20 protein-coding genes, 1 pseudogene and 1 riboswitch are annotated in these 24,233 nt (G+C 59.5%); of the genes and pseudogenes, 4 read left to right on the top strand and 17 right to left on the bottom strand.

The window, feature by feature from the left end; genetic code table 11:
• Positions 1–113: 113 nt before the first annotated feature.
• Positions 114–356: an Lpp/OprI family alanine-zipper lipoprotein gene (locus BN1139_RS08740; RefSeq protein WP_005334342.1), complete on the bottom strand. Its 243-nt coding sequence runs from the start codon at positions 354–356 to the stop codon at positions 114–116.
• A gap of 225 nt (positions 357–581) precedes the next feature.
• Positions 582–1,235 (bottom strand): 3,4-dihydroxy-2-butanone-4-phosphate synthase, encoded by a 654-nt coding sequence (ribB, locus tag BN1139_RS08735; protein ID WP_005353300.1) that lies wholly within the window; start codon positions 1,233–1,235, stop codon positions 582–584.
• A gap of 104 nt (positions 1,236–1,339) precedes the next feature.
• A riboswitch (FMN riboswitch) is annotated at positions 1,340–1,496 on the bottom strand.
• 259 nt (positions 1,497–1,755) lie between these two features.
• On the opposite strand from ribB, the gene purU reads away from it, so the two are divergent.
• The gene (gene purU / locus BN1139_RS08730; protein ID WP_005353303.1) at positions 1,756–2,592 is read left to right on the top strand and encodes a formyltetrahydrofolate deformylase; all 837 of its coding nucleotides are present in this window, start codon (positions 1,756–1,758) and stop codon (positions 2,590–2,592) included.
• A gap of 79 nt (positions 2,593–2,671) precedes the next feature.
• On the opposite strand, the gene BN1139_RS08725 is transcribed toward purU, so the two are convergent.
• Together BN1139_RS08725 and cls are read right to left on the bottom strand one after the other, a co-directional pair.
• Positions 2,672–3,934 (bottom strand): DUF945 family protein, encoded by a 1,263-nt coding sequence (locus BN1139_RS08725; RefSeq protein ID WP_005353305.1) that lies wholly within the window; start codon positions 3,932–3,934, stop codon positions 2,672–2,674.
• A gap of 107 nt (positions 3,935–4,041) precedes the next feature.
• Positions 4,042–5,523 carry a cardiolipin synthase gene (gene cls, locus BN1139_RS08720; protein WP_005353307.1) on the bottom strand — a complete coding sequence of 494 codons (1,482 nt, stop codon included), beginning with the start codon at positions 5,521–5,523 and terminating at the stop codon, positions 4,042–4,044.
• A 97-nt stretch (positions 5,524–5,620) separates the two neighbouring features.
• On the opposite strand from cls, the gene BN1139_RS08715 reads away from it, so the two are divergent.
• A complete protein-coding gene (locus BN1139_RS08715) occupies positions 5,621–6,163 on the top strand; it encodes a YceB family lipoprotein (RefSeq protein WP_005353308.1) in 543 nt (180 codons plus the stop codon).
• 5 nt (positions 6,164–6,168) lie between these two features.
• On the opposite strand, the gene BN1139_RS08710 is transcribed toward BN1139_RS08715, so the two are convergent.
• Positions 6,169–6,609, bottom strand: coding sequence for a GNAT family N-acetyltransferase (locus BN1139_RS08710; protein WP_041980377.1), 441 nt, complete (start codon positions 6,607–6,609; stop codon positions 6,169–6,171).
• A 328-nt stretch (positions 6,610–6,937) separates the two neighbouring features.
• Between BN1139_RS08710 and BN1139_RS08705 the strand changes: the two genes are divergently transcribed.
• Positions 6,938–7,687 carry a lytic transglycosylase domain-containing protein gene (locus BN1139_RS08705; RefSeq protein WP_005353309.1) on the top strand — a complete coding sequence of 250 codons (750 nt, stop codon included), beginning with the start codon at positions 6,938–6,940 and terminating at the stop codon, positions 7,685–7,687.
• Between the two features lie 92 nt (positions 7,688–7,779).
• Here the strand turns inward: BN1139_RS08705 and aqpZ are convergent, their stop codons facing one another.
• Both aqpZ and BN1139_RS08695 read right to left on the bottom strand, forming a co-directional pair.
• Positions 7,780–8,469, bottom strand: a complete 690-nt coding sequence (aqpZ, locus tag BN1139_RS08700) for an aquaporin Z (protein WP_005334357.1) — start codon at positions 8,467–8,469, stop codon at positions 7,780–7,782.
• A gap of 270 nt (positions 8,470–8,739) precedes the next feature.
• Positions 8,740–8,952: a DUF1653 domain-containing protein gene (locus BN1139_RS08695; protein WP_005334366.1), complete on the bottom strand. Its 213-nt coding sequence runs from the start codon at positions 8,950–8,952 to the stop codon at positions 8,740–8,742.
• A gap of 381 nt (positions 8,953–9,333) precedes the next feature.
• On the opposite strand from BN1139_RS08695, the gene BN1139_RS08690 reads away from it, so the two are divergent.
• Positions 9,334–10,548, top strand: coding sequence for a pyridoxal phosphate-dependent aminotransferase (locus BN1139_RS08690; RefSeq protein ID WP_005334367.1), 1,215 nt, complete (start codon positions 9,334–9,336; stop codon positions 10,546–10,548).
• Between the two features lie 65 nt (positions 10,549–10,613).
• Here BN1139_RS08690 and BN1139_RS08680 read toward each other — a convergent pair.
• The 10 genes and pseudogenes from BN1139_RS08680 to BN1139_RS08635 form a co-directional block, all read right to left on the bottom strand.
• Positions 10,614–12,088, bottom strand: a pseudogene (locus tag BN1139_RS08680) (YfcC family protein).
• Between the two features lie 162 nt (positions 12,089–12,250).
• The gene (gene fabV / locus BN1139_RS08675; protein ID WP_005353312.1) at positions 12,251–13,444 is read right to left on the bottom strand and encodes an enoyl-ACP reductase FabV; all 1,194 of its coding nucleotides are present in this window, start codon (positions 13,442–13,444) and stop codon (positions 12,251–12,253) included.
• 227 nt (positions 13,445–13,671) lie between these two features.
• Positions 13,672–13,890, bottom strand: coding sequence for a hypothetical protein (locus BN1139_RS08670; RefSeq protein WP_005353313.1), 219 nt, complete (start codon positions 13,888–13,890; stop codon positions 13,672–13,674).
• Positions 13,887–15,836 carry a hypothetical protein gene (locus tag BN1139_RS08665; protein ID WP_005353314.1) on the bottom strand — a complete coding sequence of 650 codons (1,950 nt, stop codon included), beginning with the start codon at positions 15,834–15,836 and terminating at the stop codon, positions 13,887–13,889. Before BN1139_RS08665 ends, BN1139_RS08670 begins: the two co-directional genes overlap by 4 nt.
• Positions 15,837–15,848: 12 nt before the next feature.
• The gene (locus tag BN1139_RS08660; protein ID WP_005353315.1) at positions 15,849–16,253 is read right to left on the bottom strand and encodes a hypothetical protein; all 405 of its coding nucleotides are present in this window, start codon (positions 16,251–16,253) and stop codon (positions 15,849–15,851) included.
• Positions 16,254–16,255: 2 nt separating this feature from the next.
• Entirely contained in the window at positions 16,256–17,443 is a 1,188-nt protein-coding gene (locus BN1139_RS08655; RefSeq protein WP_005353316.1) for a LamG-like jellyroll fold domain-containing protein, read from the bottom strand.
• A gap of 3 nt (positions 17,444–17,446) precedes the next feature.
• A complete protein-coding gene (locus BN1139_RS08650) occupies positions 17,447–18,658 on the bottom strand; it encodes a hypothetical protein (RefSeq protein ID WP_005353318.1) in 1,212 nt (403 codons plus the stop codon).
• A 71-nt stretch (positions 18,659–18,729) separates the two neighbouring features.
• Positions 18,730–22,347 carry a hypothetical protein gene (locus BN1139_RS08645; RefSeq protein WP_005353320.1) on the bottom strand — a complete coding sequence of 1,206 codons (3,618 nt, stop codon included), beginning with the start codon at positions 22,345–22,347 and terminating at the stop codon, positions 18,730–18,732.
• Between the two features lie 4 nt (positions 22,348–22,351).
• Positions 22,352–22,726, bottom strand: coding sequence for a hypothetical protein (locus BN1139_RS08640; RefSeq protein ID WP_005353322.1), 375 nt, complete (start codon positions 22,724–22,726; stop codon positions 22,352–22,354).
• On the bottom strand, positions 22,723–24,006 hold the full coding sequence (locus BN1139_RS08635) for a hypothetical protein (RefSeq protein WP_005353325.1): 1,284 nt from the start codon (positions 24,004–24,006) through the stop codon (positions 22,723–22,725). The genes BN1139_RS08640 and BN1139_RS08635 overlap by 4 nt, the downstream gene beginning before the upstream one ends.
• Positions 24,007–24,233 lie beyond the last annotated feature (227 nt).

Genomic DNA, 24,233 nt, shown 5'->3' with positions numbered 1-24,233 from the left:
CCGGCATGACCTCATGGGTCAAGTACGAAGAAGGGGCTGTGGGGATAGTGGAGATTCGGTGAATTTCAGGCAAAAAAAAATGGCGCAAAACTGCGCCATTTTTTTCGCATGGATTACTTCTTGTAGGAAGTAGCCATGTTGTCGATGCGCTGGTTAGCACGCATAGCTTCTTGCTTGGCTTCGGCAACATCAGCAGCGATTTTGGACTGATCAGCACGAACTGCGCTAACATCTTGAGCCAGTTGGTCAACTTTGTTAGACAGATTCTGAACGGAAGTTTCCAGTTCGCTGGTGTTTGCACAACCGCCCAGCAGAGCGGACAGACCAACAACACCTACCAACAACAATTTTTTCATTTTTAAAGCTCCCTTGAACTCGCCAGACGTTTAGCAAGCGGCGTGATTATGGCACAAAAAAATCCTACTTTGCATAGTCCCCACCACAGATAAATGCATTAAAACCCTCATTTTTTTTTGAATGAACAGTTTTTGTCCAGATTCGTCTAAAAAATGAGTGCCGTGTGGTGGGGGCACGGACAAAGGTTAACCAAATTTTTGCCTTATTACAATTTCGTATGAGGCTCAGGCTGTACGTTCTGACAACAATTGACGATATTGCACCAGATCCTCGATGGTCAGCACCGGCATCTGGTGCTTGCGACCGAACGCAACCAGATCTGGCAGACGCGCCATCGAGCCATCTTCTTTGGTCAATTCACACAACACACCAAACGGTTTGAGACCAGCCAGCAGCATCAGATCGACCGTCGCTTCGGTATGACCACGGCGGGTAAGCACCCCACCGGTTCGCGCCCGCAGCGGGAAAACATGACCCGGGCGGTGCAGATCGCCCGGTTTGGCGCCGTCTGCGATGGCTGCACGGATGGTGGTGATGCGATCAGCAGCCGAGACACCGGTCGTGACCCCCTGCGCCGCTTCGATGGTCACGGTAAAGGCGGTCTGGTAGTGGCTGGAGTTGGCCTCCACCATCATCGGCAGTTCGAGCTGGCGAACCCGCTCGTCGGGCAGGCAGAGGCAGACGATACCGGAGCACTCGCGGATCATCAGCGCCATCTGTTCATTGGTCATGGATTCGGCGGCGAAAATGAGGTCGCCCTCGTTCTCCCGATCTTCATCGTCGGCCACCAGCACGCCGCCTCCGGCACGCAAGGCAGACAGGGCCGCTTCGACACGGGCAACGGGATCACCGAATTCACTGAGTAGAGACTGATTCATGGTAAAACTCCTAAACAAGACAAGGACCAGAATCAGGGCATGGAAAGGCAGACAGAGACGGGCATGCGGCGGCCAGCCCACAAGGGCCAACACGGCAAGGTCTGTCTTATCCTCTTTCATCCGGACTATGACCGTCGGCTCCGGCATCTCACCGGATCTGCTGACCCCGACCCGGCAATCAGCCAAGTCGGGCGCTCGCGGGCTCCCCGAGTCAATCGGGATACCGCCGGTGGGGAATTGCACCCCGCCCTGAGAATAAGCGCAGACAGCCTAAAGAAAAACGGTTGCAGATACCAGCCAAAATCCCCCGCAGGCTGAAAAGCGTTTCAACATTGCGCCCGGGATCCCGCTCTGCGGCCTGCTCGCCAGCGTGCAAGGCTATGACTGGCGAATTTCTTTATGGCGCGGATCGGTTTATGGCATAGTTCCCGAAACCAAAAAACAGGGCCCGAAAAGAGAGCCTGAACAACGCTGCCGGCGCAGACAGCAGCGCCAACACCACAAACGGAAAATGACAGAGATGGAAAAGAAAATACTGCTCACGGATTGCCCGGATGCCAAAGGGCTCATCGCCAAGATCACCAACATCTGCTACAAGCACCAGCTCAACATCATCAAGAACGATGAGTTTGTGGATCACGAGAATGGCCGCTTCTTTATGCGTACCGAGCTGGAGGGGCGCTTCAACGACGAGACCCTGCTGGCCGACCTCGATGATGCCCTGCCCATCGGCGCCCAGCGCCGTCTGGTCAAGGCAGGCAAGAAGCGCATCGTCATCCTGGTGACCAAGGAGACCCACTGCCTCGGCGATATTCTGATGAAGAACTACGCGGGCGCGCTGGATATGGATATCGTCGCGGTGATCGGCAACTACGACACCCTGGCCGAGCTCACTGGCAAGTTCGATATCCCGTTCCACACCGTCAGTCACGAGGATCTGAGCCGGACCGAACATGAAGAGCAGGTTCGCACCATCATCGACAGCTATGAGCCTGACTATGTGATCCTGGCCAAGTACATGCGGGTGCTGACCCCGAGCTTCGTCGAGGCCTACCCGCGCAAGATCCTCAACATCCACCACTCCTTCCTGCCCGCCTTCATCGGTGCCCGCCCCTACCGGCAGGCGTTTGATCGCGGCGTCAAGCTGATCGGTGCCACCGCCCACTTCGTGACCGACGATCTGGATGAAGGCCCCATCGTCGAACAGGACGTGATCCACGTCGGTCACGCCTTCAGTGCGGACGACATGGCCAAGGCGGGTCGGGATGTGGAGAAATCGGTGCTGAGCCGCGCGCTGGAGCTGGTACTGAACGAGCGGGTGTTCGTCTACGGCAACAAGACGGTGGTCTTCAAGTAATCCGCCCACATGGCTCGTATGCAAACGCCAGAAACAACAACGGCTCCCGTGGGAGCCGTTGTTGTTTCTGCGCCGAGTGTCAGAGCGGCAGATCGTTTACCGTCACCGCGCCCTTCTCCAGCTTCAGCTCGGAGGTCAGCGCTTGCTTGTCGGCCTTCAGATAACCCATCAGGGTCAGCTGATCGAGCATGGGGGCCAGTTGCGGCACCGCCTTGCCCAACTTGTCGCTGAGGCTGGCATGCAGCACGCCGGATAGGGCCTGCATCCCCGCGTCGCTGTTGAACAGCTGCTCCAGCGAGGTGGAGGCCAGCTTCACGTCCCCCTTCATGGTCACCACCTCACCGTTGAGCTTGGCGCTGAGATCGGCCAGTTCAAGGGTCGCGCCACGTTTGAGCATCTTGTCCAGCGCCTGCTGGATGGCTGCATCTTCAACCCCCTTGCCACCGGCGGCCTGCAGCCCCTGATACCCTTCCAGATCCAGACCGTTGAGGTTGAGCGCCAACTTGCTGTCGGTCACCGCCAGGGTGTCGGTCTCGTTCTCCAGATCCAGCTTGGCAATTTTCATCTGATAGCTGCTGGAGAGGGTCTGGGCATCATCACCGGTCAGCTGAGTCTCGGTTGTCATCCCCTGCAGGGCGACCTTGACGCTGTCAGGCAGTTGTACCGTGAGGGCCGAGAGGGTCATCTCGCTCTGGGGCGAGAGGAGCACACCGCTGATCTCGGCAATGTCGGCACTCCCTTTCAGATCGGCCAGCACCAAGTCCATCTTGCTCTGCTCTTCATGGACCGTCATCCCCTGCCAGGTCATGGTGAGGTGACCATTCCCCTCCAGATTGCCGTGGAACTCGCCGCTCAGGGGCAGGAAGCTAAACTCGTCCAGCCCCTGTTTGATCTTGAATTCATTGGCCCAGAAACGGCTGCTGTTACCCTGGGTCCAGAGACTGGTGACCGACTCCAGACCGAGTTCCCACTGCTCCATGCCCAGTGCGGTGAAAACCGGCGCCAGAGTGCCATTATGGGTATCGAGCAGGAAGTGGCTCTTGATGTAGAGCGGCAGGATCTGGCTCTTGACCACAAGTTGCAACTCGATGGGCTGACTGCCCTCCAGCTCGCTGTCGATGGCAGCCAGCTCCTCCGGCGTCACCACGACCTTCAGGACCCCGTCACGGGTGAAGAGGTTGCTGCTGCCCGGCTGCCACTGCATGTCGAGCCCGCTCTCTTTCTCCACCTTGGCGATCTGTTCCGCCATGATGTTGTCGAAGCTGTTGCCCGTGTACCAGCACGCAGCCAGACCACCACCTACCAGTGCCGCACCCACGGCGAGGGCCACTATCTTTTTCATATATCCATGTGTCTCCAGGGAGTTGTCACTGCACTCTACGGGGCGGACTCGGGGCTAGGCAAGTCCAATCAGATGGCGAGTCCACTTTCTTGCGGCTCGCCACAACATCACAGCAAGGGGCTGAAGAGATAGAAGATGTTCTCCATCGCCTTCTTGTACCAGGGGCGGGCCTGCCATTGGGCCAGGGTCATCGGGGTGGCTTCCGCCATATAGCCCTGTACCAGCCGGGTCATCTGGGCCACGAACGAGGGGTTGTCCACCAGCAGGGTCACCTCGAAGTTGAGCCAGAGGCTGCGCCGATCCAGATTGACCGTCCCCACCAGCGCGAAGTCATCATCCACCAGCACGCTCTTGGTATGGAGCAGACCGGCATCGAAGCGGTAGATCTCCACCCCGGCCGCCAGCAGCTCCTCCATAAAGGCGTTGCAGGCGTAATTGGCCATGATGGAGTCGTTGCGTGCCGGCAACACCAGCTGCACCTGCACCCCGCGCGCCGCTGCCGAGCTGAGTGCAGCCGCCAGCGGATCGTCGGGTACAAAGTAAGGGGTCGTCAGCACTAGATGGCTGCGTGCCTGATAGATGGCCAGCAGCAGGCTCTGCTGGATGCAGTCGCCGCCGACGAAGGGGCCGGACGGGATCAGCTGGGCGCGGTAGTTGGTCTGGGGCCAGGCCTCCGGCTCATGCTGCAGACTGTCGAGCAGCCGCTCGCCGGTCTCCATCTCCCAGTCCCAGACAAAGATCGACCACATCAGCGGCACCATGGGCCCCTGCACCCGGATCATGATGTCGACCCACTGGCCGACCCCTGCATCCTGCTTGAAGAAACGGGGATCCACCATGTTCATGGAGCCGGTGTAACCCACCCTGTCATCGATCACCACCAACTTGCGGTGCATCCGCAGATCCTGACGCTGGAACAGAATGCGCCAGGCGCCGACCGGCAGCACCTCCACCAGCTTGACCCCCGCCTTGCGCAGCTTTTTGGGCCAGTGGGAGCGGAAGAACTGCTTGCTGCCCACCGAATCGAGCAGCAAGCGACAATCCACGCCGCGTTGCGCCACTTCAATGAGCGCCTCGCACACCTCGTCGGCATCGCCGCCCGGATGCCAGATATAGAACTCCAGATAGCAGGAGAGCGTCGAGCGACGGATATCCTGGGCTATCTCGCGCAAGATCCAGTCCGGCTTGTTGAGCAAGGTCATGCGGTTGCCGGATAGCATCGGCATGGCGAGCCGTCCCTGGATGAGATCGTGCAGCGGCTGTGCCTTGGCGCCCACTTCGCAGCAGTGCTGCGGGAACAGACGGGCCAGTTGGCGAATCCAAATGGCATAAGGGCGATACATGGCCTGGGCGCGCTCGGCACGGCGGCGCCCCAGCTTTATTTCACCAAACAGCACATAGAAACCCACCCCGGCAAACGGAATGGCATAGATCAGCGCCAGCCAGGCCAGCGACACCCCGATGGGACGGCGTTTCATCACCACCCGAAACGACACACCGGTGACAATCACGGTATGAAAAAGCAGTAGCAGCCAACCCAGAAAACGGGAAAACAGCAGTTGAAGATCGTGTTCCAGACCGTTAAACAACGGGGACTCCTTCTAATCGACAAACAGCGCGGTGGGCAGACCCCAACCGGCCGGGATGGTATGCTGTAAGGCAAATCCATTCTATCAGGTCGCACGCATGATCCTGCAATCTATGCTGCTCAGCCTGGCCATGCTAGGCCAAGGCTCATATGACATCAATGAGCAACAGATAAACCAGTACCTGCAATCTCAGGTGCAAGTCGACAAACAGCTGGAGCTGCCGGGCATCATCAAGGCCCATGTGACGCTTGAGCAGAGCGACGTCCAGATCGGTCGCCAACGCCCCGATACCGCCCGGGTCTATGGCAAGGGCAAGCTCAAAATCGCCCTGCCAGACAATACCGAATATGACGCACGCCTGCAGATGACCTATGAGGCGAGACCCCGCTATGACAAGAGCCAGAGCGCGCTGTTTCTCGATAACATGAAGCTGGTGGAGTACAAGCTGGAGCCGGAGGCGGCCGAGAAGAAGTTCGGGCTGATGCTCAACATGCTGCTGCAGAGCATGGAGAAGCGGCTCGAGACCAAACCGGTCTACAAACTCAATGACAAGGATCCGGATCAGGCCTGGCTGAAGGAGAATCTGCTGGGGCTGGAGCTGTCACCGGGCAAGATCCACCTGCTGACCAAACCGCGCTAAACCGCTCAATTCAGGAGGGGCTGGGTGGTATCCCGTACCAGCAGCTCCACCTGATACCCCTGCTGCTGCTGCCGCTCGTAGAGGGAGAAGAGCGACCCGCTCAATTGATTGAGGGGCATATCGGCAAACCCGGCCTTGAGATAGAAAGGCTTCTCGAAGGGCAGCGCCTGACAGACCACAGGTTTGTCCAACAGACCGTGACAGGCGTGCTGCAGCAGCCGTGACCCCAATCCCAGCGACTGGTAGTGGGGCAACAGGCGAAAGCCGCACAGATGGTAAAACTCCTCCTCGTCCCGTAACCGAACCGCCCCCACCAGCCAGTGAGCATCACGCACGACAAAGATCCGCTCGGCCAGATCCGGCACATAGTGGGAAAACGTCGTCTCGTAATAGTCCCTGATTAGGGAGAGGTCGGCGTCGCAGTACTCTTCGAAAGTGAGTTCCATCGCCAGCTTGCTTGTCACAGACAAATCCTTTGATAATCAGTTATTAGTGCCAGATACGGTGCGCTAATCCGACCACATGACGCCAGCACGATAGCATGCCTTTCGTCAACAAAAAAGCGGACGTCATGGGCAGCTTGCTTACCCGGTGGAAGAGGCCATGACCCACCGCCTGACTGCCAAAACCGTGCTTTATGATGACAATCCTTTATTGCGGCGGATACTTTGATCCCGGTCACCGAATCGGATCATTTGCCCCCTGTTGGCCGCTTGTTCTGCCCTCGTCATGATGCTTTACTCAACATGGTCATCACAAGAAGGAGTATCAGGGTTGAAAGCATGGATGCTGGCAGGCCATATGTTGTTGATCCCCCTGAGCGGATGGAGCCAGACTCCCCCCCCCGCGGAGGTGATCTTCCTGACCGCAGCTCCCTCCCCCTTGCGTCCGGTCAAAGATTCAACTCCCGTCCAACAACCCGACACCGCTCAAACGACGGCAGTCGCCACCAACGGCAAGAAGCAGATCCAGGTCTATAAATCGGTGCAACAAAACGGGGTGGTTCGCTACTCCGACATGGCGCCCGAACAGGGCCATTACGAGCTGCTGCTGTTCAACGACTGCTTCGCCTGCGACCCCAAATCCAGCGTCAACTGGCAGACCACAGGGCTGTTTCTCTATGACTATGCCAGCACCATCAAGGCGGCCGCCAAAACCTATCAGGTTGAGCCGGCGCTGATCCGGGCGCTGATCCATGCGGAATCCGCTTTCAATCCTCTTGCGGTCTCCCGCAAGGGAGCGATGGGGCTGACCCAGCTGATGCCCGCCACGGCGCGGGAGTTGGGGGTCGGCAATGCCTTGCTGGCGGAGCAGAATATCTTCGGCGGGGTGAAATACCTGGCGGGACTGCTCAAGCAGTATGACGGCAACGTGGCGCTGGCGACCGCGGCCTACAACGCCGGTGCGGGCGCCGTACAAAAACATGGCGGTATCCCGCCCTATGCGGAAACCCGTGCCTATGTGGAGCGTGTCCAGCTCCTCCACCTGCGCTACAAAGAGATGCTGCAGGCCAAAGGGCTCTGAGGTTAGCCTCGGTTAATGCTCTTTTCTCGCCCCTCCAGAAACAAAAAACACGCCCGCAGGCGTGTCGATACCACACTTTGTTTCGCAAATGATTACTTCTGCTCAGTCGCCACCAGGCGATAAGCCAGCGCACCCAGAATGGCACCGACAATCGGGGCAACCCAGAACAGCCACAGCTGGCTGATGGCCCAGTCACCGACAAACAGCGCAACACCGGTACTGCGGGCCGGGTTGACCGAGGTATTGGTCACCGGAATGCTGACGAGGTGGATCAGGGTCAGGCACAGACCGATGGCGATCGGCGCGAAACCGGCAGGCGCACGGCTATCGGTGGCGCCCATGATGACGAACAGGAAGAAACCGGTCATCACCATTTCGCATACGAGTGCGGCAGTCAGACTGTAACCACCCGGAGAGTGCTCACCGTAGCCGTTGGAAGCAAAACCGGCAGAGAGATCAAACCCGGCCTGACCGCTGGCAATTACGTAAAGCACGGCAGCGGCGGCAATGCCACCCAACACTTGCGCCACGATATAAGGCAGTACACCGGATGCCGGAAAACGACCACCCGCCCACAAACCGACGGTCACGGCCGGATTGAGGTGGCAACCGGAGATATGGCCGATGGCAAACGCCATGGTCAGCACGGTCAGACCGAAAGCCAGCGAGACCCCCAGCAGACCAATCCCGACGTGAGGGAAGGCTGCAGCCAGCACGGCACTGCCGCATCCGCCCAATACCAGCCAGAAAGTGCCCATAAACTCAGCAGCAACAGGTTTCACATTATTTCTCCCATTTGAGATAACACCGAACAAGACCCGAGAAGGGCCCATGCTTGAACAAGCGCAGCATTATGGGAGTGTGAGTCCAGATTGCGAACCCGGCAGGCGGGGCTCACTCAATGTGACATTCGTCACAATTAGTTGATTAGATAAGGGATTTATCATTAAGACAGCTGGCTGCACATCTCATACCCAAGGGCGTCATGCGACAACTTGTGACACCGTTTAGCTCGAGTGTTCATCCCTTGAACGATATAAACGGAGGCGTGGTCAGTCTCCTGCAGGGGCAAAACGGCTGACAACCTGCCCCTGATGCTCAATCCACTCCATAAACATGGCGACGGGTCGGGCATAGACCTGACCATCCTGCTCGGATTGATAAATGACCAGCTGCTCCTGGGTTTCGGTATGCAAAGCCAGGGCAAGCACTTGATAGTAACCCCCCTTGAAGTGGCGATAGCGGCCTGGAACGGGAGCTTGCATGGGAAAACCTCGCAGAAGTGAACACCGATGAGCGAACCACATAAAGATGACACCATGAGTGCCATTCAACTCATCGAAAAGGGGGACGAAGACGATTTTTTACACAAGCCAATCGTGCCACAGGATCCGGATATTGCAACACAGTCAGGCAGCTTTGTTAATTCGTTCCCCATGTTTCACTAGTTAACCTTGGTTAGCACCAAAGATCGTGCTGAATTTAACGTTCTAGTAACCCTGTTTTAGGGCTAAAAATCAGGGAATTCTTCTAAAAAGAGGATTGTTCTAGCATTCAATTCTGTGAAGAATAGGGGAAAAGAAATTTGATACTAAAAATCGCCTTTTTCGCCAACGCGTCCCTGTGGGGAAGGAATCACACTCACCATGTTCACAATCGACAAGTCGCACAAGCTCGACGATGTCTGCTATGACATCCGCGGCCCGGTGCATAAAGAGGCTCGCCGTCTCGAAGACGAAGGCCACCGCATTCTCAAGCTCAACATCGGCAACCCGGCACCGTTCGGCTTTGATGCGCCGGAAGAGATCATCAAGGATGTGATCCTCAACATGCCGCTGAGCCAGGGCTACTGCGACTCCAAGGGGCTCTTCTCTGCCCGTAAAGCGGTGATGCAGTACTACCAGCAAAAAGGGATGCGCAAGGTCGATATCGACGACATCTACATTGGCAATGGCGCCAGCGAGCTGATCGTGATGGCGATGCAGGCGCTGCTCAACAATGGCGACGAGATGCTGGTACCCTCCCCCGACTACCCGCTCTGGACCGCCGCCGTCACTCTCTCCGGTGGCCATGCGGTGCACTATCGCTGCGACGAAGGGGCTGACTGGTACCCGGATCTCGACGATATCCGCGCCCGCATTACCCCGCGCACCCGCGGCCTGGTACTGATCAACCCCAACAATCCGACCGGTGCAGTCTACGGCAGCGAGTTCCTGCTGGAGGTGATCGAGATCGCCCGCCAGCACAACCTCATCATTTTCGCCGACGAGATCTACGACAAGATCCTCTACGACGATATCTCCCACACCAGCGTCTGCACACTGTGTGACGATGTGATGGTGGTGACCTTCAACGGCCTCTCCAAGGCCTACCGTGCCTGCGGCTTCCGTCAGGGCTGGATGGTCATCACCGGTCCCAAGGGCCGTGCCCGCGGTTACATTGAAGGGCTGGAGATGCTGGCCTCCATGCGGCTGTGCGCCAACGTGCCGATGCAGCACGCCATCCAGACTGCGCTTGGCGGCTACCAGAGCATCAACGAGCTGATCCTGCCGGGCGGCCGCCTGCGCAAGCAGCGGGACAAGGCGTGGGAGCTCTTGAACGAGATCCCCGGGGTCTCCTGCGTCAAACCCAAGGGGGCGCTCTACATGTTCCCGCGCCTCGACCCCAAGGTGTATGACATACGCGACGATCAGAAGATGGTGTTCGACCTGCTGCAACAGGAAAAGCTGCTGCTGGTACAGGGCACCGGCTTCAACTGGCCGGCGCCGGATCACTTCCGGCTGGTGTTCCTGCCCCGCGAAGAGGAGCTGGAGGATGCCATCGGCCGCCTCGCCCGCTTCCTCAAGGGCTACAAGCAGTAAGCAAAGCTCATGAAAAAGGCTCCCGCGGGAGCCTTTTTGTTATCTGTCGTTTTCAATCCGCACCATCAGCCGTGCAGCAGGGCACCGGCCACCAGTACCGCCATGGTGATGAGAGCCACACCGATGATAAATGGCAGCACCCAGCGCACAAAGCGATCGTAGGGGATCTTGGCGAGCGCCAGACCTGCCACCAGATGGGCGGCGGTAGGGGCGAACAGGTTGATCCAGCCGGAGGCGGACTGATAGGCGGTGATCACCAGATCCCGGGAGATGCCGGAGAAGTCCGCCAGCGGCCCCATCAGCGGCATGGAGACAGTCGCCAGCCCGAGGTGGAGGGGATGAAGAAGCTCAGGATGATGTGCACCAGATAGGCCATCAGGATGAAGACCGACGAGGAGAGTCCGGTCACCAGCCCTTCAGCCCAATGCAAAATGGTGTCGATGATGACGCCCTGCTCCATCACCACATAGATGCCACGCGCCACCGCCACCACCAGTGCCACCCCGATAAGATCCCGAGCGCCGCTCAGGAAAGTCGCCACATAGTTGGACTCCGGCATCCGGTTGATCAGCGCAATCAAAATGGAAGCACTGAAGAACAGGGTGGAGAGCTCGTCGAACCACCATCCCAGGGTAGGCAGCAGATCGATGCCCAGATCTGACCAAGGCACCACCGCATAGATCATCAGCAGGAAGGTGCCGAAGAAGACCAGCATGGTGAGTTTCTGCTTGCCGGTGAAGGCGAGGTTGCCGCTCTTCATCTGGGAGAACTCGTCGTCATAGACGATATCGGCCAGCACGGAGCGGGACTTGTCCTGCTGTACCTGTTTGGCGTAGCGCATCACGAACCAGGAGGCGAAGATCACCAGCAGCAGCCACTGGATGACCCGCAGGCCAATCCCCTCACCAATGGGAATGCCGGCGAAACCGGAGGCAATGCCGGTGGCAAACGGGTTGACGGTGGAGGCGAGCACCCCGACCCCGGAGCCGAGCAGGATGATCCCCGCCGCCACCATGCGATCGAAGCCCGCCGCCATCATCACCGGCACGATCAGCGCCCAGAAGGCTACCGTCTCCTCCGCCATGCCGAAGGTGGAGCCGCCGAGGGCAAACAGGGCGATCAACACAGGAATTAGCAGCCGCTCACGCCCGGCAAAGCCACGCACAATGGCCCCTACCCCGGCATCAAGCGCACCGCTTTGCATGGTCACCGCGAGAAAACCGCCGATGATGAGCACGAACAGCGCCACATCGGCCGCCTTGTGAAAACCCTGGATGGGCGCCTTGAGCACCTCGAATACCCCTTGCGGGTGGGCGGGGAGTTCGGTGTAACTGCCGGGCACCGGCAACAGCCGCTCGTCGCCGCTGTAATCGGCCACGGCCGCTGCCGCCACCGGCTTCTGGGTCTTGGCGGTGACATAGTCATATTTGCCCGCTGGCAGCACCCAGGTCAGGGCGGCCATCAGGGCGATGATAATAAAAAGCAGGGTATAGACAGTGGGAAGTTGGCGCTTCTTGGGCGCCTCGTTTGGAGTGGTCATAGCTTCCGTTCCTCGGCAATGCCGTCTGTGATCCGATCAGCGCAAGACTAGCGGGTTTGATATGGGAAAAAGGTGATCGCTGATAATAAAATTCCGCAAATTAGCGGGATTTTTGCCAAAAAAACAGGGCCCCGCGGGGCCCTGTTTTCACTTGAGTCAGACTCAGAGCTCGACCACGTCGAATTTCACGTCCGGATTTACATCCGCATCGTAATCGACCTCATCCAGACCGAAACCAAACAGGCGCAAGAACTCCTGCTTGTAGCCGGTGTAGTCAGTCAGCTCGGAAAGATTCTCGCTGGTGATAGATGGCCACAGGTCGCGGCAGGTCTGCTGCACATCTTCGCGCAGTTCCCAGTCATCCATGCGGATGCGAGCCTGCTCGTCCAGCGCCATGTCGGACGCGTAGAGACGGGTGCGCATCATGCGATCCACCTGCTCCATGCACCCCTCGTGAATGCCCTTCTCCTTCATGATCTTGAAGGCCATGGAGATATAGAGCGGCATCACCGGAATGGCGGAAGAGGCCTGGGTCACCACGGATTTGAGCACGGCCACGTGAGCGGTGCCGCCCTTGGCAGCCAGATCGCCACGGATGGCAGCAGCGGCGCGGTCCAGATCTTCCTTGGCGCGGCCCAGAGTGCCATGCCAGTAGATTGGCCAGGTCAGATCGGTACCGATGTAGGAGTAGGCCACGGACTTGGCGCCGTCAGCCAGCACACCGGCATCACGCAGGGCAGCCATCCACAGCTCCCAATCCTGACCGCCCATGACGGTGATGGTGTTCTGGATCTCTTCCTCGTTCGCCGGCTCGACGGTAGCGGTGATGATCTGATCCTTGTTGGTATCAATGGCGGTGGTGGTGTAGACCTCGCCGATCGGTTTGAGGGCAGAGCGCACCACTTCGCCGGTTTCCGGCATCTTGCGCACCGGAGAGGCCAGGGAGTAGACAACCAGATCGATTTGACCCAGATCCTGCTTGATAAGCTCGATCACCTTGGCGCGGCACTCGTTGGAGAAGGCATCGCCGTTGACGCTCTTGGCGTAGAGGCCCGCCTCTTTGGCTGCCTTGTCGAAGGCGGCAGAGTTGTACCAGCCAGCGGTACCGGTCTTGGACTCGGTGCCCGCTTTTTCAAAGAAGACGCCGAGGGTGGCGGCGCCGCTACCGAAGGCAGCCGCAATCCGGGAGGCCAGGCCATAACCGGTGGAAGCGCCGATCACCAGCACCTTCTTGGGACCATTCTCGATGGTGCCCTTGGCCTTGGTATAAGCGATCTGGCGACGAACATTGGCTTCACAACCGACCGGATGAGTGGTGGTGCAGATAAAGCCGCGAACCTTGGGTTTGATGATCATATGGGGTCTCGGATCCGTTTAATGGATGAAATCGGGGCATAAGATACCTCATCTTGCCGCGATAAGGTGCTCTGATGTGTTGAACTGCGGCAAAAATGGTGTAGCCCGCCGCCGAAAATGAAAAAGAATTGCGGGGAAAATGAAAAGCTACCGGCCCAGTAGTTTATCAAACTTGATGGCACCGGAATCACTGAGTTTGATAACCCCGTTAAACCGGCATTAAACCTCTATTCCTCATAGGTCGGTAAATCCGGCGCCTCTCCTGCCAGCTCCCCTCCCCTGTAAAACGCCTTCTTGCCGATGGCTACTCCGGTGCCCCGAACTGTGACCACCCCGCCCGCCAACGTATTGAGAGTGGTGGTCGTGGTACCTACTGCGGTCACGGTACCAACCAGCAAGGGATCAGCGCCGGGCACCAGCTCCAGGAATCGCTTAAACAGGTTCATACAAATCGCTCCACACTCAGCTGCTGGCGTACCGTCATGGCCCTATTCTGCAACGCAGCAGAGACCCTGACGCCCCGGTTGTAGCCCTTCCAACCGTCCACGGTGAGCAACGCCCCCGGCAGGATCAAGCCGGTATCAGCTGACAACGGCAGTTCAATGGTCTGGGTACGCTTGGGCATGGTCTTGGCCAGCCCCACCACACCCTGGGCACGGGCGGCCGTCACATCACATACCAACGGGTGGGTGATGGTCGGCGCTTGTTGCTCGCCAGCCGTCCCTTGGCGCACCACCCGCGCACTGATGCCCTGGTGGCCACCGCTGACCCAGATCCCGTTGGCGGCATGACCCGGCTGGAAGTCACTGCCCAGGGTAGTAATGATGGCGCGGGGGATCGCCACATCGGCCTGCGCTGTATCGAGCTGCCACGGCACTGTGGGATAACGCGGCTTGATGACCAGATGGCGGTTGCGCTGGTGTGGCAACACAAAACCACCGGCCGCCTCGACCAGGTACCTGACCACCTCGATCGGGGTCTGGTTGTCCAGGCTAAAGAACCCTGCAGGCACCAACCAGTCAGCCGCTTGCCAATCCAGCGTCCACCCCACCGGCAATACGGCCGCAGCCAGCTGGGCCATGGTCGCGGCTGCACGCTCACTCACCGCCTGCGCCAATACATGGGTTGGCGACAAGTAAGCGGTTCGCGAGCGGCCCGTCAGCGTTGCCGACTCGCGGCCAAAGCTCTGGCTCGATTGCCAACCATCGCACACGCAGTCCCATCGCTGACCGTTGATATGGATGCTGACCTCTTCCTCATCGGTCAACGCAGCTGCCGCAATACGGGGGATCTGGGCGCTGAACTGCCACGCCCAAGAGTCGGTATCGAGCTCGATGCTCACTGCAGTGGCCGGGATATCGAGCCCATCCCGTACCCGCACGATCTTCGCTGTATTGCTCACCAGATAAACCCTCCGGGTTGGAATGACGATTGCCGCATCACTGCCCTGCCAGACGAACTCCAGCTCTGCCGTGTCGCGCTTGCGCCCGAACGCCAGCCGCAACACCCGCTTATCGGGGCGGATGGGGGGCTTGGGTGGTTCTGGCGGCGGCGTCTTGCCCTTGGATGGCCACATAGCCTCGTCCCAGCCATCACGCCAGCCCTCTATCAGCGGCTTGCCGTGATGCCAGGCTTGAGCGGCCACCCCTTTACCGATGGGGATGCCCTCTTGCCACTGGTCAGCCTGCCAAGCCTTGTCAAAGCGCGGCGGGTTGGTGAACCCGACCAGGCGCCAGCTGCTGACCGGGGCCGCCTCAACCCACAGGGACTGATTCGCCACATGGCCAGCGGCCAGGCTGTCATAGCCCTGGCGGTTCTGCTTGCTGACCGGCATCCCCTCGGCAAAGCGCTGTTGATTGGCCATGAACGTCTGGTGCATCTGCTCGCCCAGCTCGGCCACCTGCTGCTGATGCGCGGCGGCCTGCTGCCACAGGGAGCGGCTGGTTGCCCGCTCGGTGCCTGCCTTCTGCCATTCGCTACTGAGTGCCTGGGAATGGCTATCTGCCCGCTCCCAAACATCCCCCATTGCACTGGCAGGGCCTCGGAATACGTTCTGGTCATACTGCCCGGCGAGCACAGGCTGCGGGGCGCGGGATGTGCTCGCCATGGTGCATTCAATGACGAACGCACCGACCAGCTCCCCACGGCCATGGGTATGGCTGGCAAGCACCGCATCAAGTACCACAGAGCCGTCCAGCATCGCGCTGGAGCGATTAGGGGCGCCATCCAATACCGATGACAGCACCAGACCCGGTGACGCACTCAGGCGTGGCGGCAAGTTGGTACTATGCAGGATGCCTACCAGGCGCACCACGTCTGACTGGTTCAGCTCCAGCTGGCCATTGATGCTGCGAGCCTTACGCAGCGCTAGGCTGGCATCCTTTCTGGCCATATGGCCCCCCGGTTACGGTTCGGTGATGGTGGCGTTATTGATGCGGATCAGGGCACCGGCAAAAAACTCGCTGGCCGGTATCTCCAGATCGGCGCCACTGCCTGGCACCCCCACATCGAGATCCGCCACAAAGGCGCCATCCCGATCCGCAATGCGCCCCCAGGTGGGGGCGCCGCTGGCGGTGGCCATCTGCTCGGCCAGGGGTTTCAGGGTCAGCACCCCGCCGCTGACCGTCTTGGCACAGGGGTGGCTGAACTTGAGCACCACCAGAGCCAGCTGGTCGGTGATGGCCGCCCCCGGAGCCGGTCTGGTGCCGGTGTAGACGGTCAGGGTAGCGCTGGGGCCGCTGCCGGTGTCGATGGCCGTTGCCAGCAGCTGGGCGCGGTTGGTGCGCAGCGTGTCCACATAGGTGAGCATGGCTATTTCCTCTTGAGCGGGGCCAGCATGGGGAACGGCGCAGGGGCCACACCCCCGCCAGGCGGGTAGGGTTTCGGTGCCTGGTAGTCGGCGGCCACGGCGTTGTAGTCGGCGGGGCCAAAGGCGGGATCGTCCTGGGCGACCAGCATATAACGCTTGTTCAGCCACAGCAGATCGAACCGATAGACCCCATCCGATGCGCGGCTGTAGGTCTCGCCAACCAGTTCGCCATCCTGGGTAAAGCAGAGCACCCGCCGCCGCACCTCCACCCCGCTGATGGTCACCGTGCTCTCGATATAGCCCTGCAAAACGTTCTGCACCCCATCACGCCACCAATAGTAATCCCGCCCCTTGCAGAGGGGGTACTGGGTCTGTTGCTGGAGGTTTACCGGCCCCGCACACATCGGCGGGGTGCCACGCCAGGCTACATCTTGCGGCTGGAACTGGCTGCGCAGTTCCTGGTTGGCGGCAATTGCCGTAATTCTTACCGGCAGCTTAAAATCAGGATCACCAATAACAAAAGATTGGCGGCCGGTTATCTCCTCCTGAGTCAGCTCTCGGCCATAAATCGCTACATGAGATAACTGACAGTTACCGGTGACATTACCATCGTAGTAGTACCCCCCTATGGCCAGATAGGTATTGGCCAACTGCATAAACACATCAAGGGGCACCGTCATACCGGCATCCAGCACCCCATCTATATATATTTTGGTGCTGTTACTGGCCGCCTCGTACTGCATCACCACATGATGAGACCCGCTCGATAACAGCTCCCATGTTTTTGCCGAGCGATAGGTGACGGGCTGGTTCACGGAGGTGATGTTCTGATAGGAACAAAACCCCAATGTTTCGTGGTAAAACATGATGTAACGGCTATTGAAACCGGTGAACGGCTGATTTAATCCAAAAACCGTGCTGTAGATGTTTGACCCCTTGGCACCGGCCAATCTGAACCACCCCTCTATCGACACTATTTTTGGTAGCGTTGACTGCTCAATACGCAATGCCGCATTTAAATTCCCAGTTTGCATTGACGGCAATAAATCACTGTTCATTGCTGGCTGGGAAAAAGCGGGTGAGCCGTGCGCCACCAAATGCCGATTGTTGCCGCTATGGTCTTTGTTATCTATTAGCGGCCAAAACGCGATAGGGCTGGCCGCCTTGATAGTGTCATACAGCGTTACCATCGCTTACCTCCAGGGGCCGGTGATATCGAACCCAATCAGTGAGCGCGGATCGGCGTTGTAGACATTCACCTGATAGAGCCCACGAATGAAGCGCACCTTCTTGCCGGGCAGCGCTGGCAAATCGCCAAAGTTTTTACGGTGCCAAGCGGTGATATCACCGTATGGCACGATAAGTCCTGGCATATAGCCGCGCAGATGGTTGCCGTTCTCCATCACCATGCAGGGGTCGGTAGAGAAGTAAAATCCGTTATCTGGGCCGTTGGGTACGGCCAATCCCACACCAAAACGGGCAAACATGCCCTTGAGCCACCATGATGTTGTGCCAAACAACTGATGATATGGGCGAGCAATCGCTCGTTGATCGGTGGTGTTGAACGTGGTGAGTGTTGTTCCCCAATAAGCGGCACCACTCGCATCCCGGTTACCCCAGTTTGACTCGTTGGCATTCGCCGCCGTAGTGAAGTAATGGCACAGGACAGCATGGTAACGGTCACCGGGTCTGACTGAACGGATATAGCCGGTGCAATAGACTGTTTGATAGCTGTAGTTGCCAATGCTCGGTAGCCAGTAAAAGAACTGGCTATCGCCTATCAGATCCCAGGTCTTTGCCGTATAGCGCTGGGTCGCAGGCCAACGATGGTCATAGATAGTGGTAAAGGTGTTGATATCCACCACATCCTCAACCATGGTGATCTTGGCCAGATAGGAGGCAAACCCATACTGGTTAGAGCCCGTCCATCCAGTGAATGCGCTGTTATCAATTCGCCACGATACATTCCCCGACTCACTGACGTTGGTGGGGCGCACGATAAAAATCTTGCCGTCACCGCTCTCATGGGTGATCGTCCAGCCCAGCGGCGCCACCTTCATGGTCATGGCTGCGCCAGAACCGGCAGCGCCGGGGTTGCCGCCGTCCAGCTCAAACCAGACCTGAGTGGCGGTGACCTGCATCACCCTATGCTCGCCGTTGTAGGCGGCAGGCGATACCCCATCAACCTGGATAACTGAATCTTGCTGATAGGCATGGCCGCCGCTAAAGGTGGCCACCGCCCACCCCTTTGCGGCATCGAAAGCCAGCGCGTTGATGGTCAGCGTGCCAAAGCCGGTGACCAGCACCGCCTTGAGCAGCGCAGCCAGGGCGCCATCTGCGGTATCGCCCAGGCTCGGGGCGCCTTGCATCTCGCTTGAAAACCACTTTACCGGATAAGCAGCCATCTGATTTTCTCCATCAGCGGGGCATTTTGCCCCACGACAAAATAATGGGCGGGGCACGGTGCCCCACCCGGTTAGCGGTTAACGTTGCCGCGCAGTTGCAGCTCAAAACGGTCGCTCTCGCTGGCCGCCACCGATTGCAGCACGGTACGGATGGCCCAGATCGGGAAGTTGGCCGCCTTGGTGTTGAAACGCAGCACGTTGCCGCTCGCCCAGCCAGCGCCCCAACCGCGCTTGTCCAGCCGAAAATAGGGCTGGCCGTTGTTGGGGTTGATGGGGGCAAAGTCGGTATTCACATCCCCCAGCGCAATCTGGCCCACATGCTCACCGACCAGCACAAAGGTGGTGCTGGTCTGGAAGATGATGGCCCAGCGCTCCTCCAGGGTGGCGCGGTTGGTCACCACGATGGGAAAATCGGTGTCGTTGTACTGCGCCGTGGTCGGCTCACCGTCTACAAAGTCCTGCCATTTGTTCGTCCAAACCTTCTGGTCAAACAGGTTGGTGTAACGCGCCCACAAGTCGCCCATGATCAGTGCTGACGACACCAGGGTGTCAGCAGCGTCATAGGCGTGAGACAGGGGGCGGGCCAGCACCAGGCGGCCAGAGATCTCCACATCGGTGACCAGACTCATATCCTCAATCCGGTGAACCACCGCCAACGGCTCCACATAGCCGGTCAGGTTCAACGGGGTGGCCAGGGTGACCACGCCACTATCCAGATTGGCGCTGTAGAGCGCAGGATCGAGCAGCTTGCCGTTCTTGTCCTCCACATGGCAGTAAGCCAGCCGCTGGCGCCCGGTGTTGAACTGCTGGCCAGCCGTCACCCCCATCGGGTAGGCACCGCGCTTGGTGCTATGCACCACCACGATGTTGCCCTTGCGGATAAACGGCACACGGCCATCAGACGGCAGCCGCACCGGATCCAGCCCGATAATGTCGGCATCGAGCGGTAGATAGCTGAACACCACGCAGTTGAAGCGGATAGAGTCAGCAACCACGCTGATCGGCTTCCAGATCTTGCCATCCTCCCCCACCTGTTCGGCGTCATACCATGGCTGGGTCTCGTTGCCCGCTGCCGTGACCTTGCGGCCAAAGCGCACGGTAACGATGCCGGTCTGATAGTTCACCTTGCCATCCATGTCGGGGGTGGTGAAAAAGCCGTCCCCGTCTGCCGTGGCCTCGATACGGCGCCCGCTGGCGGTGTTGGCGCTGATGTAGAGGCTGCCCGGTGCCAAGGGTGCGCCTGGGGTGCGGAACGTCACCGCATCCACTGACTGGGCGCTGAATGAAGTGGCCAGACTCTGGAGCGATGGCTGGGCCGGTTGCCCGGCTGCCCAGTCGGCCAGCACCGCCAACCCGTTGGAATAGTCGATGGTGCCCGCCTGGATGCCTGCCCCTGTCTCTGGATCCGGGTCGCGGTAGAGCACGCCTTGGCGGTCTACATAGACCGCCCCACCCAGGGTGAAGCGCATCGACCCCTCCAGAATCGCCTCGGCAAAGCCTGGGGTAACGTCTATGCGCAGCGCCTGGGCGGTCAGGGTGGCATTCTGGGCCTCGGCGCTGTTGTTGTTGCGGTAGGTCACATCCACCCACCCCTGTTCGCCATCAGGGAACGTATAGGCGGTGTTGTGGTACTCGATACCGGTCATCGTCCAGCGCTGCACCGCGATCTGGTTGTTGCCTTCCCAGCGGGTGCCCACGGTCACCCAGGCGTATTTCGGCTTAGGCAGGGGGCTGGAGCCATCCGGCATAAAGTGCAGGGTTCCCGCCGCATAGTCGATGGCACCCAGCACCACACCGCTGGCATCGATCAGCTTGCCCAGCCCGTCATCGCGCAAGGTGATGATGGGATCGCGGGTCTGGATCACCAGCTCCTGATCGTCCACATCGAACTTGTGATAGAGGGCGTTGAACTTGACCCGCAACGATCCCGGTGTGAGGTTGTGGGCGCCGCCGCCGTCCTTGCCGTCCAGGGTGATGGAGAGGTGCCCCACCTGGCCGGGGGTATTGAGGCGCCCCGGTTCGATATGGCGCTCGGTCACCGGCTCACCATACTGGTACTGGGCGGCGTACTCCTGACCCAAGGCTGGCAAGGTGACGTGCTCCAGGTCGATGATCCCCTCTGCATAATTGATGATGCCGGTAATATCGCCGGTTATCTTGCCGTCCCCCGCCGCATCGGTGGCCCGCTTGCCGTTGCCCCAGGTGAGGATCACGCTCTTTGGGGTGATCCCCTTGTGGGGGAGCTGCCAGGCGCTTTTGCCGATGCTGATGGCCTGCCCGCTGCGGTTGGTGTAGTTCACCGGGGTGGCCCAGCTGAACATGATGGAGGTATCCACATCCGGCAGGGCGCCCAGGGTCAGCATCACCGACCCGGTGGCCAGATTGATGGTGCCAGAGCCATAAGAGCGGTCGATGCCCAGCAGCTCCCCGCGCCCGTTGTCTTTCAGGTCATACCATTTGCCTTGCGCCATAAAGCTGACGGTAGTGGTGCCAGGCGCAGGGGTCGGATGAAGGGTGATAGTGTAGGCATAGCCCCGGTTGTAGGCGGCGATCTGGATCTGGGCCGTGTCAGCAATACGGGCAGGGCGGGCCGCTGGCCAGAAAGAGACGGTCTTGCTCTGGGTGCCGTAGTTCGGGCACTGGGCATTGAACTCCAGCTGGCCACGGCCATAGTCGATGGAGCCGACTACCGACCCGGCAACAACCAGCTCGCCCCCCTTGTCTGTGATGGTGGCCGCGCCGATGGTGATGGCCACCGTGCCAGGCTTTGCACCGCTGCCCAGGAACAGGCCACGGCTCGGGGCGATCACTGCTGCGGTGTTGATGCTCACCAGCCCACGGCCAGAATCCACCAGGCTGGCCAGCTCACCGGCAGCGGTCAGATCCACCGCCGGGGTTTCGCTGCGGGCAGCAGGCACCAGCTGGGTAAAGATGGTCTTGGCCCGTACCTGCATCGAGCCAAAGGCGGCATCATCCACCATCCGGGTAGATGCAAAGTAGTTGGCCGCATCCGCTACCACGGTTTCGCGCAGGGCAGTCTTGGGGTTGGTCACCACATCATAGGGGGTCGGCTGCTCACCCTCGAAGGTGTAGCGCAGCGGATCCGCCAGGGTGCAGGTGACCACGTTGCGGGTGAACTCGGGCACACCCTGGATCTGGAACTTGGTCAGCTTCTGAGTTACATCCAGCACCCGCACATACTGCTCGAACTCCCCGGCCTTGTTCTCGTTGCCGACCAGCACCAGGGTTTCGCCCACCTCCGGCAATCGCGCCTCAACCCGCTGGAAGAAGCGGATCGCTCGCTGCCCTTCCAGCTGGGTATCGTAGAGCACCCCTTGCCACTTCGGGCCTCGGGCCTGATAGCGCTCCAAAGTGTTGCGTGCGTTATCGCGGGTGTCGTTGTGGTCTTTAGTGGTCATCAACGTCAGGTTGACGCTGGGGTCACTGGGCGGCAGCAGTACCATGGCATTGGCGCCATAGTAGGTGTCGGTGTCGTCCGTCTGAACCGCCAGAAACGCCTTGCACATATTCACAGTGCCATAGGCCCGATCCATATCGCTGACGTCAGGGAACAGGCTGTTATGGTTGCCGCTGATGATCTCGCGGCCAGTAATGCGGCCACCGCCATCATCGGTATCAACCAGGCGCTGGCTGGCCAACAACACGATATCGCCAGATAGAATGGTCATGGGGTTACTCTCCGCGCTCAATTTCGGTCAGATTCAGGGTCAGGGCGTAAGGGTGATCACCGTCTGGGTCAGCCAACTCGTACAAGGGCGTGGCCACCACACCAGGGCGGCGCCACATCACGGTGCGGGCCACGCCATCAAGCAGGGTCAACGTCATCAGCCGAGCCACCTGCGCCTCCAACACCTTGAGCTCCTGCACCTTGGCGCGGGAGCAATGCCCGCTCAGGGTCAGCGGCCGTCCCTCGGGCTTGGCGGTCTCCTCCACCAACAGGGCGCCGCTCAGGGTCGGGGTCACCACCTGCTCGACCGGCGCCCACTCGAACTCGTCGCGCCAGACCAGATCATCTGGCAGTTGCACGCTGTTTAAGGTCACGTTCATTGCCGCAGTCCTTGCTGTTTAAGAAGGGAAATCAGGGCATTCGCATTGGCCTCATCGGCCTGCAGTTCGGCCGCCCCCCCTGCCCCTTTGAGCTCGATGGTGATCCGCTCGGACAAGGGCCTGCGTGTCCCTGGGGTGTTGGTGCCGGGGGTAGATGGCGCGACAGCCGAGGCCGGTGGCTGGGTGGCGGCCTGGTTGGTTTTGGCACTCTCCTTGGCCAACGCTTTGTTGAGTTCCTCTTTTAGGCGGGCCTGCATCGCCTCCATCTCTTTTTGGAACTTCTCGCCGTAATACTTGCTCCACTCGCTGTAAGCCGGAATGTCCTTGACCTTCTGGCTGTAGCGGGCCAGCTCCTCCTCTACCCCTGCCAGCCCCTCGGCATTGCCACGCAAGCTGTTGATGTCCACGCTCTTGTAGTAGAAAGAACCGGCGTTCACGGTGCGGGTGATATCGCCTCGACCACCGCCTCCGCCACTACTGGCAAGGCTGGCATTCGTCTGCTTGGCTTCATCCTGAACCCATTTAAGCCCCGAGCGCATCGCATCGGTGGCGCTTTTGGCCCGTGCGGCGGCCTCGTCAAAACCATCACCAATGGCCGCGACTGACCGCGCGGTATCGCCACTCCCCCCTTTCACCTTGGCCATGGCATCGGCGGCGATGGCCATGGAGCGGGCCAGCGCATCCCCGGTGATCTTGCCCTGGGCGGCCAGTTGCTTCTGACGCGCGATCACCGCATCGATCTCGGCGGTGGTCTTGGCGCTGTTGTAGGCGGCGGCCAGCGCCTCCTCGATGGCGGCACTACTGGCGCCCGTGTGCGCCACCAATACATCCAGGGCGCCGATGGTCTTCTGAAAACCCTCACCGATACGGCCATTGGCCCGTTCAAAATCCAGCCCCAACACAGCAAAGGCCTTGGCCAGTTCTGCCGCCCCATCGGCGCTTTGGCGGGTGGCTTGCCCCATCAACTGCTGCTCGCTCACCATGCGCTGCGCGGCCTGGGTGGAGCGACTGTCCAGTAGCAACAGGGTCTCGACCACCGCAGCCAACTGCTGGCCCCAGCCCTGCCACTGGGGGGTGGATTGGGCCAGCAGTTCACTACTCTCGGGCAGGCTCTGCTGCAATGCCTCCTGCGCGTCGGTCAAGGTAGTCGTTGCCGTGGCAGCCTGTGCACTGCCGGGGCCAAGAGCCTCCAGCTCGGTCAGGAGCCCTTGCAGCTCTTCGCGGCCAACAACACGGGCAACCAGCTCCAGCGCAAGTTTTAGGGTTCGGGGGTCTGACATGAGCAGCCTTACCAATCAGTGAACAGACATGCTCATTCTGCTCATGCAAGGCGATGCCAAGGGGTTATGGTGGATTAAAAAAAGAGCGCCACAAGGAGGTGAAACGCTAGAATGAAAGGAAGGATGTGTGATATTTTGCCACTCCATCCCTGCATAAGTGATGGTTAACAGCCAATATTTGTATGGTTTATAAGCGAATTCGTGTGTACTCAGCCTCTTCTTGGCGC

The organism is Aeromonas veronii bv. veronii, assembly GCF_000820225.1.
Classification (GTDB): domain Bacteria; phylum Pseudomonadota; class Gammaproteobacteria; order Enterobacterales; family Aeromonadaceae; genus Aeromonas; species Aeromonas veronii.
Note: the sequence above shows the minus strand (reverse complement) of the source record. Positions and strands in the feature narration are given on the sequence as shown.

What these genes read in the sequence shown, in the direction of transcription:
- BN1139_RS08650 (WP_005353318.1), bottom strand. Translation starts at nt 18,658, where the DNA reads ATGGCTGCTTATCCGGTAAAGTGGTTTTCAAGCGAGATGCAAGGCGCC.
- BN1139_RS08645 (WP_005353320.1), bottom strand. Translation starts at nt 22,347, where the DNA reads ATGACCATTCTATCTGGCGATATCGTGTTGTTGGCCAGCCAGCGCCTG.
- BN1139_RS08635 (WP_005353325.1), bottom strand. Translation starts at nt 24,006, where the DNA reads ATGTCAGACCCCCGAACCCTAAAACTTGCGCTGGAGCTGGTTGCCCGT.
- BN1139_RS08740 (WP_005334342.1), bottom strand. Translation starts at nt 356, where the DNA reads ATGAAAAAATTGTTGTTGGTAGGTGTTGTTGGTCTGTCCGCTCTGCTG.
- BN1139_RS08690 (WP_005334367.1), top strand. Translation starts at nt 9,334, where the DNA reads ATGTTCACAATCGACAAGTCGCACAAGCTCGACGATGTCTGCTATGAC.
- BN1139_RS08670 (WP_005353313.1), bottom strand. Translation starts at nt 13,890, where the DNA reads ATGAACCTGTTTAAGCGATTCCTGGAGCTGGTGCCCGGCGCTGATCCC.
- BN1139_RS08660 (WP_005353315.1), bottom strand. Translation starts at nt 16,253, where the DNA reads ATGCTCACCTATGTGGACACGCTGCGCACCAACCGCGCCCAGCTGCTG.
- purU (WP_005353303.1), top strand. Translation starts at nt 1,756, where the DNA reads ATGGAAAAGAAAATACTGCTCACGGATTGCCCGGATGCCAAAGGGCTC.
- BN1139_RS08640 (WP_005353322.1), bottom strand. Translation starts at nt 22,726, where the DNA reads ATGAACGTGACCTTAAACAGCGTGCAACTGCCAGATGATCTGGTCTGG.
- BN1139_RS08725 (WP_005353305.1), bottom strand. Translation starts at nt 3,934, where the DNA reads ATGAAAAAGATAGTGGCCCTCGCCGTGGGTGCGGCACTGGTAGGTGGT.
- BN1139_RS08710 (WP_041980377.1), bottom strand. Translation starts at nt 6,609, where the DNA reads ATGGAACTCACTTTCGAAGAGTACTGCGACGCCGACCTCTCCCTAATC.
- BN1139_RS08695 (WP_005334366.1), bottom strand. Translation starts at nt 8,952, where the DNA reads ATGCAAGCTCCCGTTCCAGGCCGCTATCGCCACTTCAAGGGGGGTTAC.
- BN1139_RS08665 (WP_005353314.1), bottom strand. Translation starts at nt 15,836, where the DNA reads ATGGCCAGAAAGGATGCCAGCCTAGCGCTGCGTAAGGCTCGCAGCATC.
- BN1139_RS08655 (WP_005353316.1), bottom strand. Translation starts at nt 17,443, where the DNA reads ATGGTAACGCTGTATGACACTATCAAGGCGGCCAGCCCTATCGCGTTT.
- ribB (WP_005353300.1), bottom strand. Translation starts at nt 1,235, where the DNA reads ATGAATCAGTCTCTACTCAGTGAATTCGGTGATCCCGTTGCCCGTGTC.
- BN1139_RS08715 (WP_005353308.1), top strand. Translation starts at nt 5,621, where the DNA reads ATGATCCTGCAATCTATGCTGCTCAGCCTGGCCATGCTAGGCCAAGGC.
- fabV (WP_005353312.1), bottom strand. Translation starts at nt 13,444, where the DNA reads ATGATCATCAAACCCAAGGTTCGCGGCTTTATCTGCACCACCACTCAT.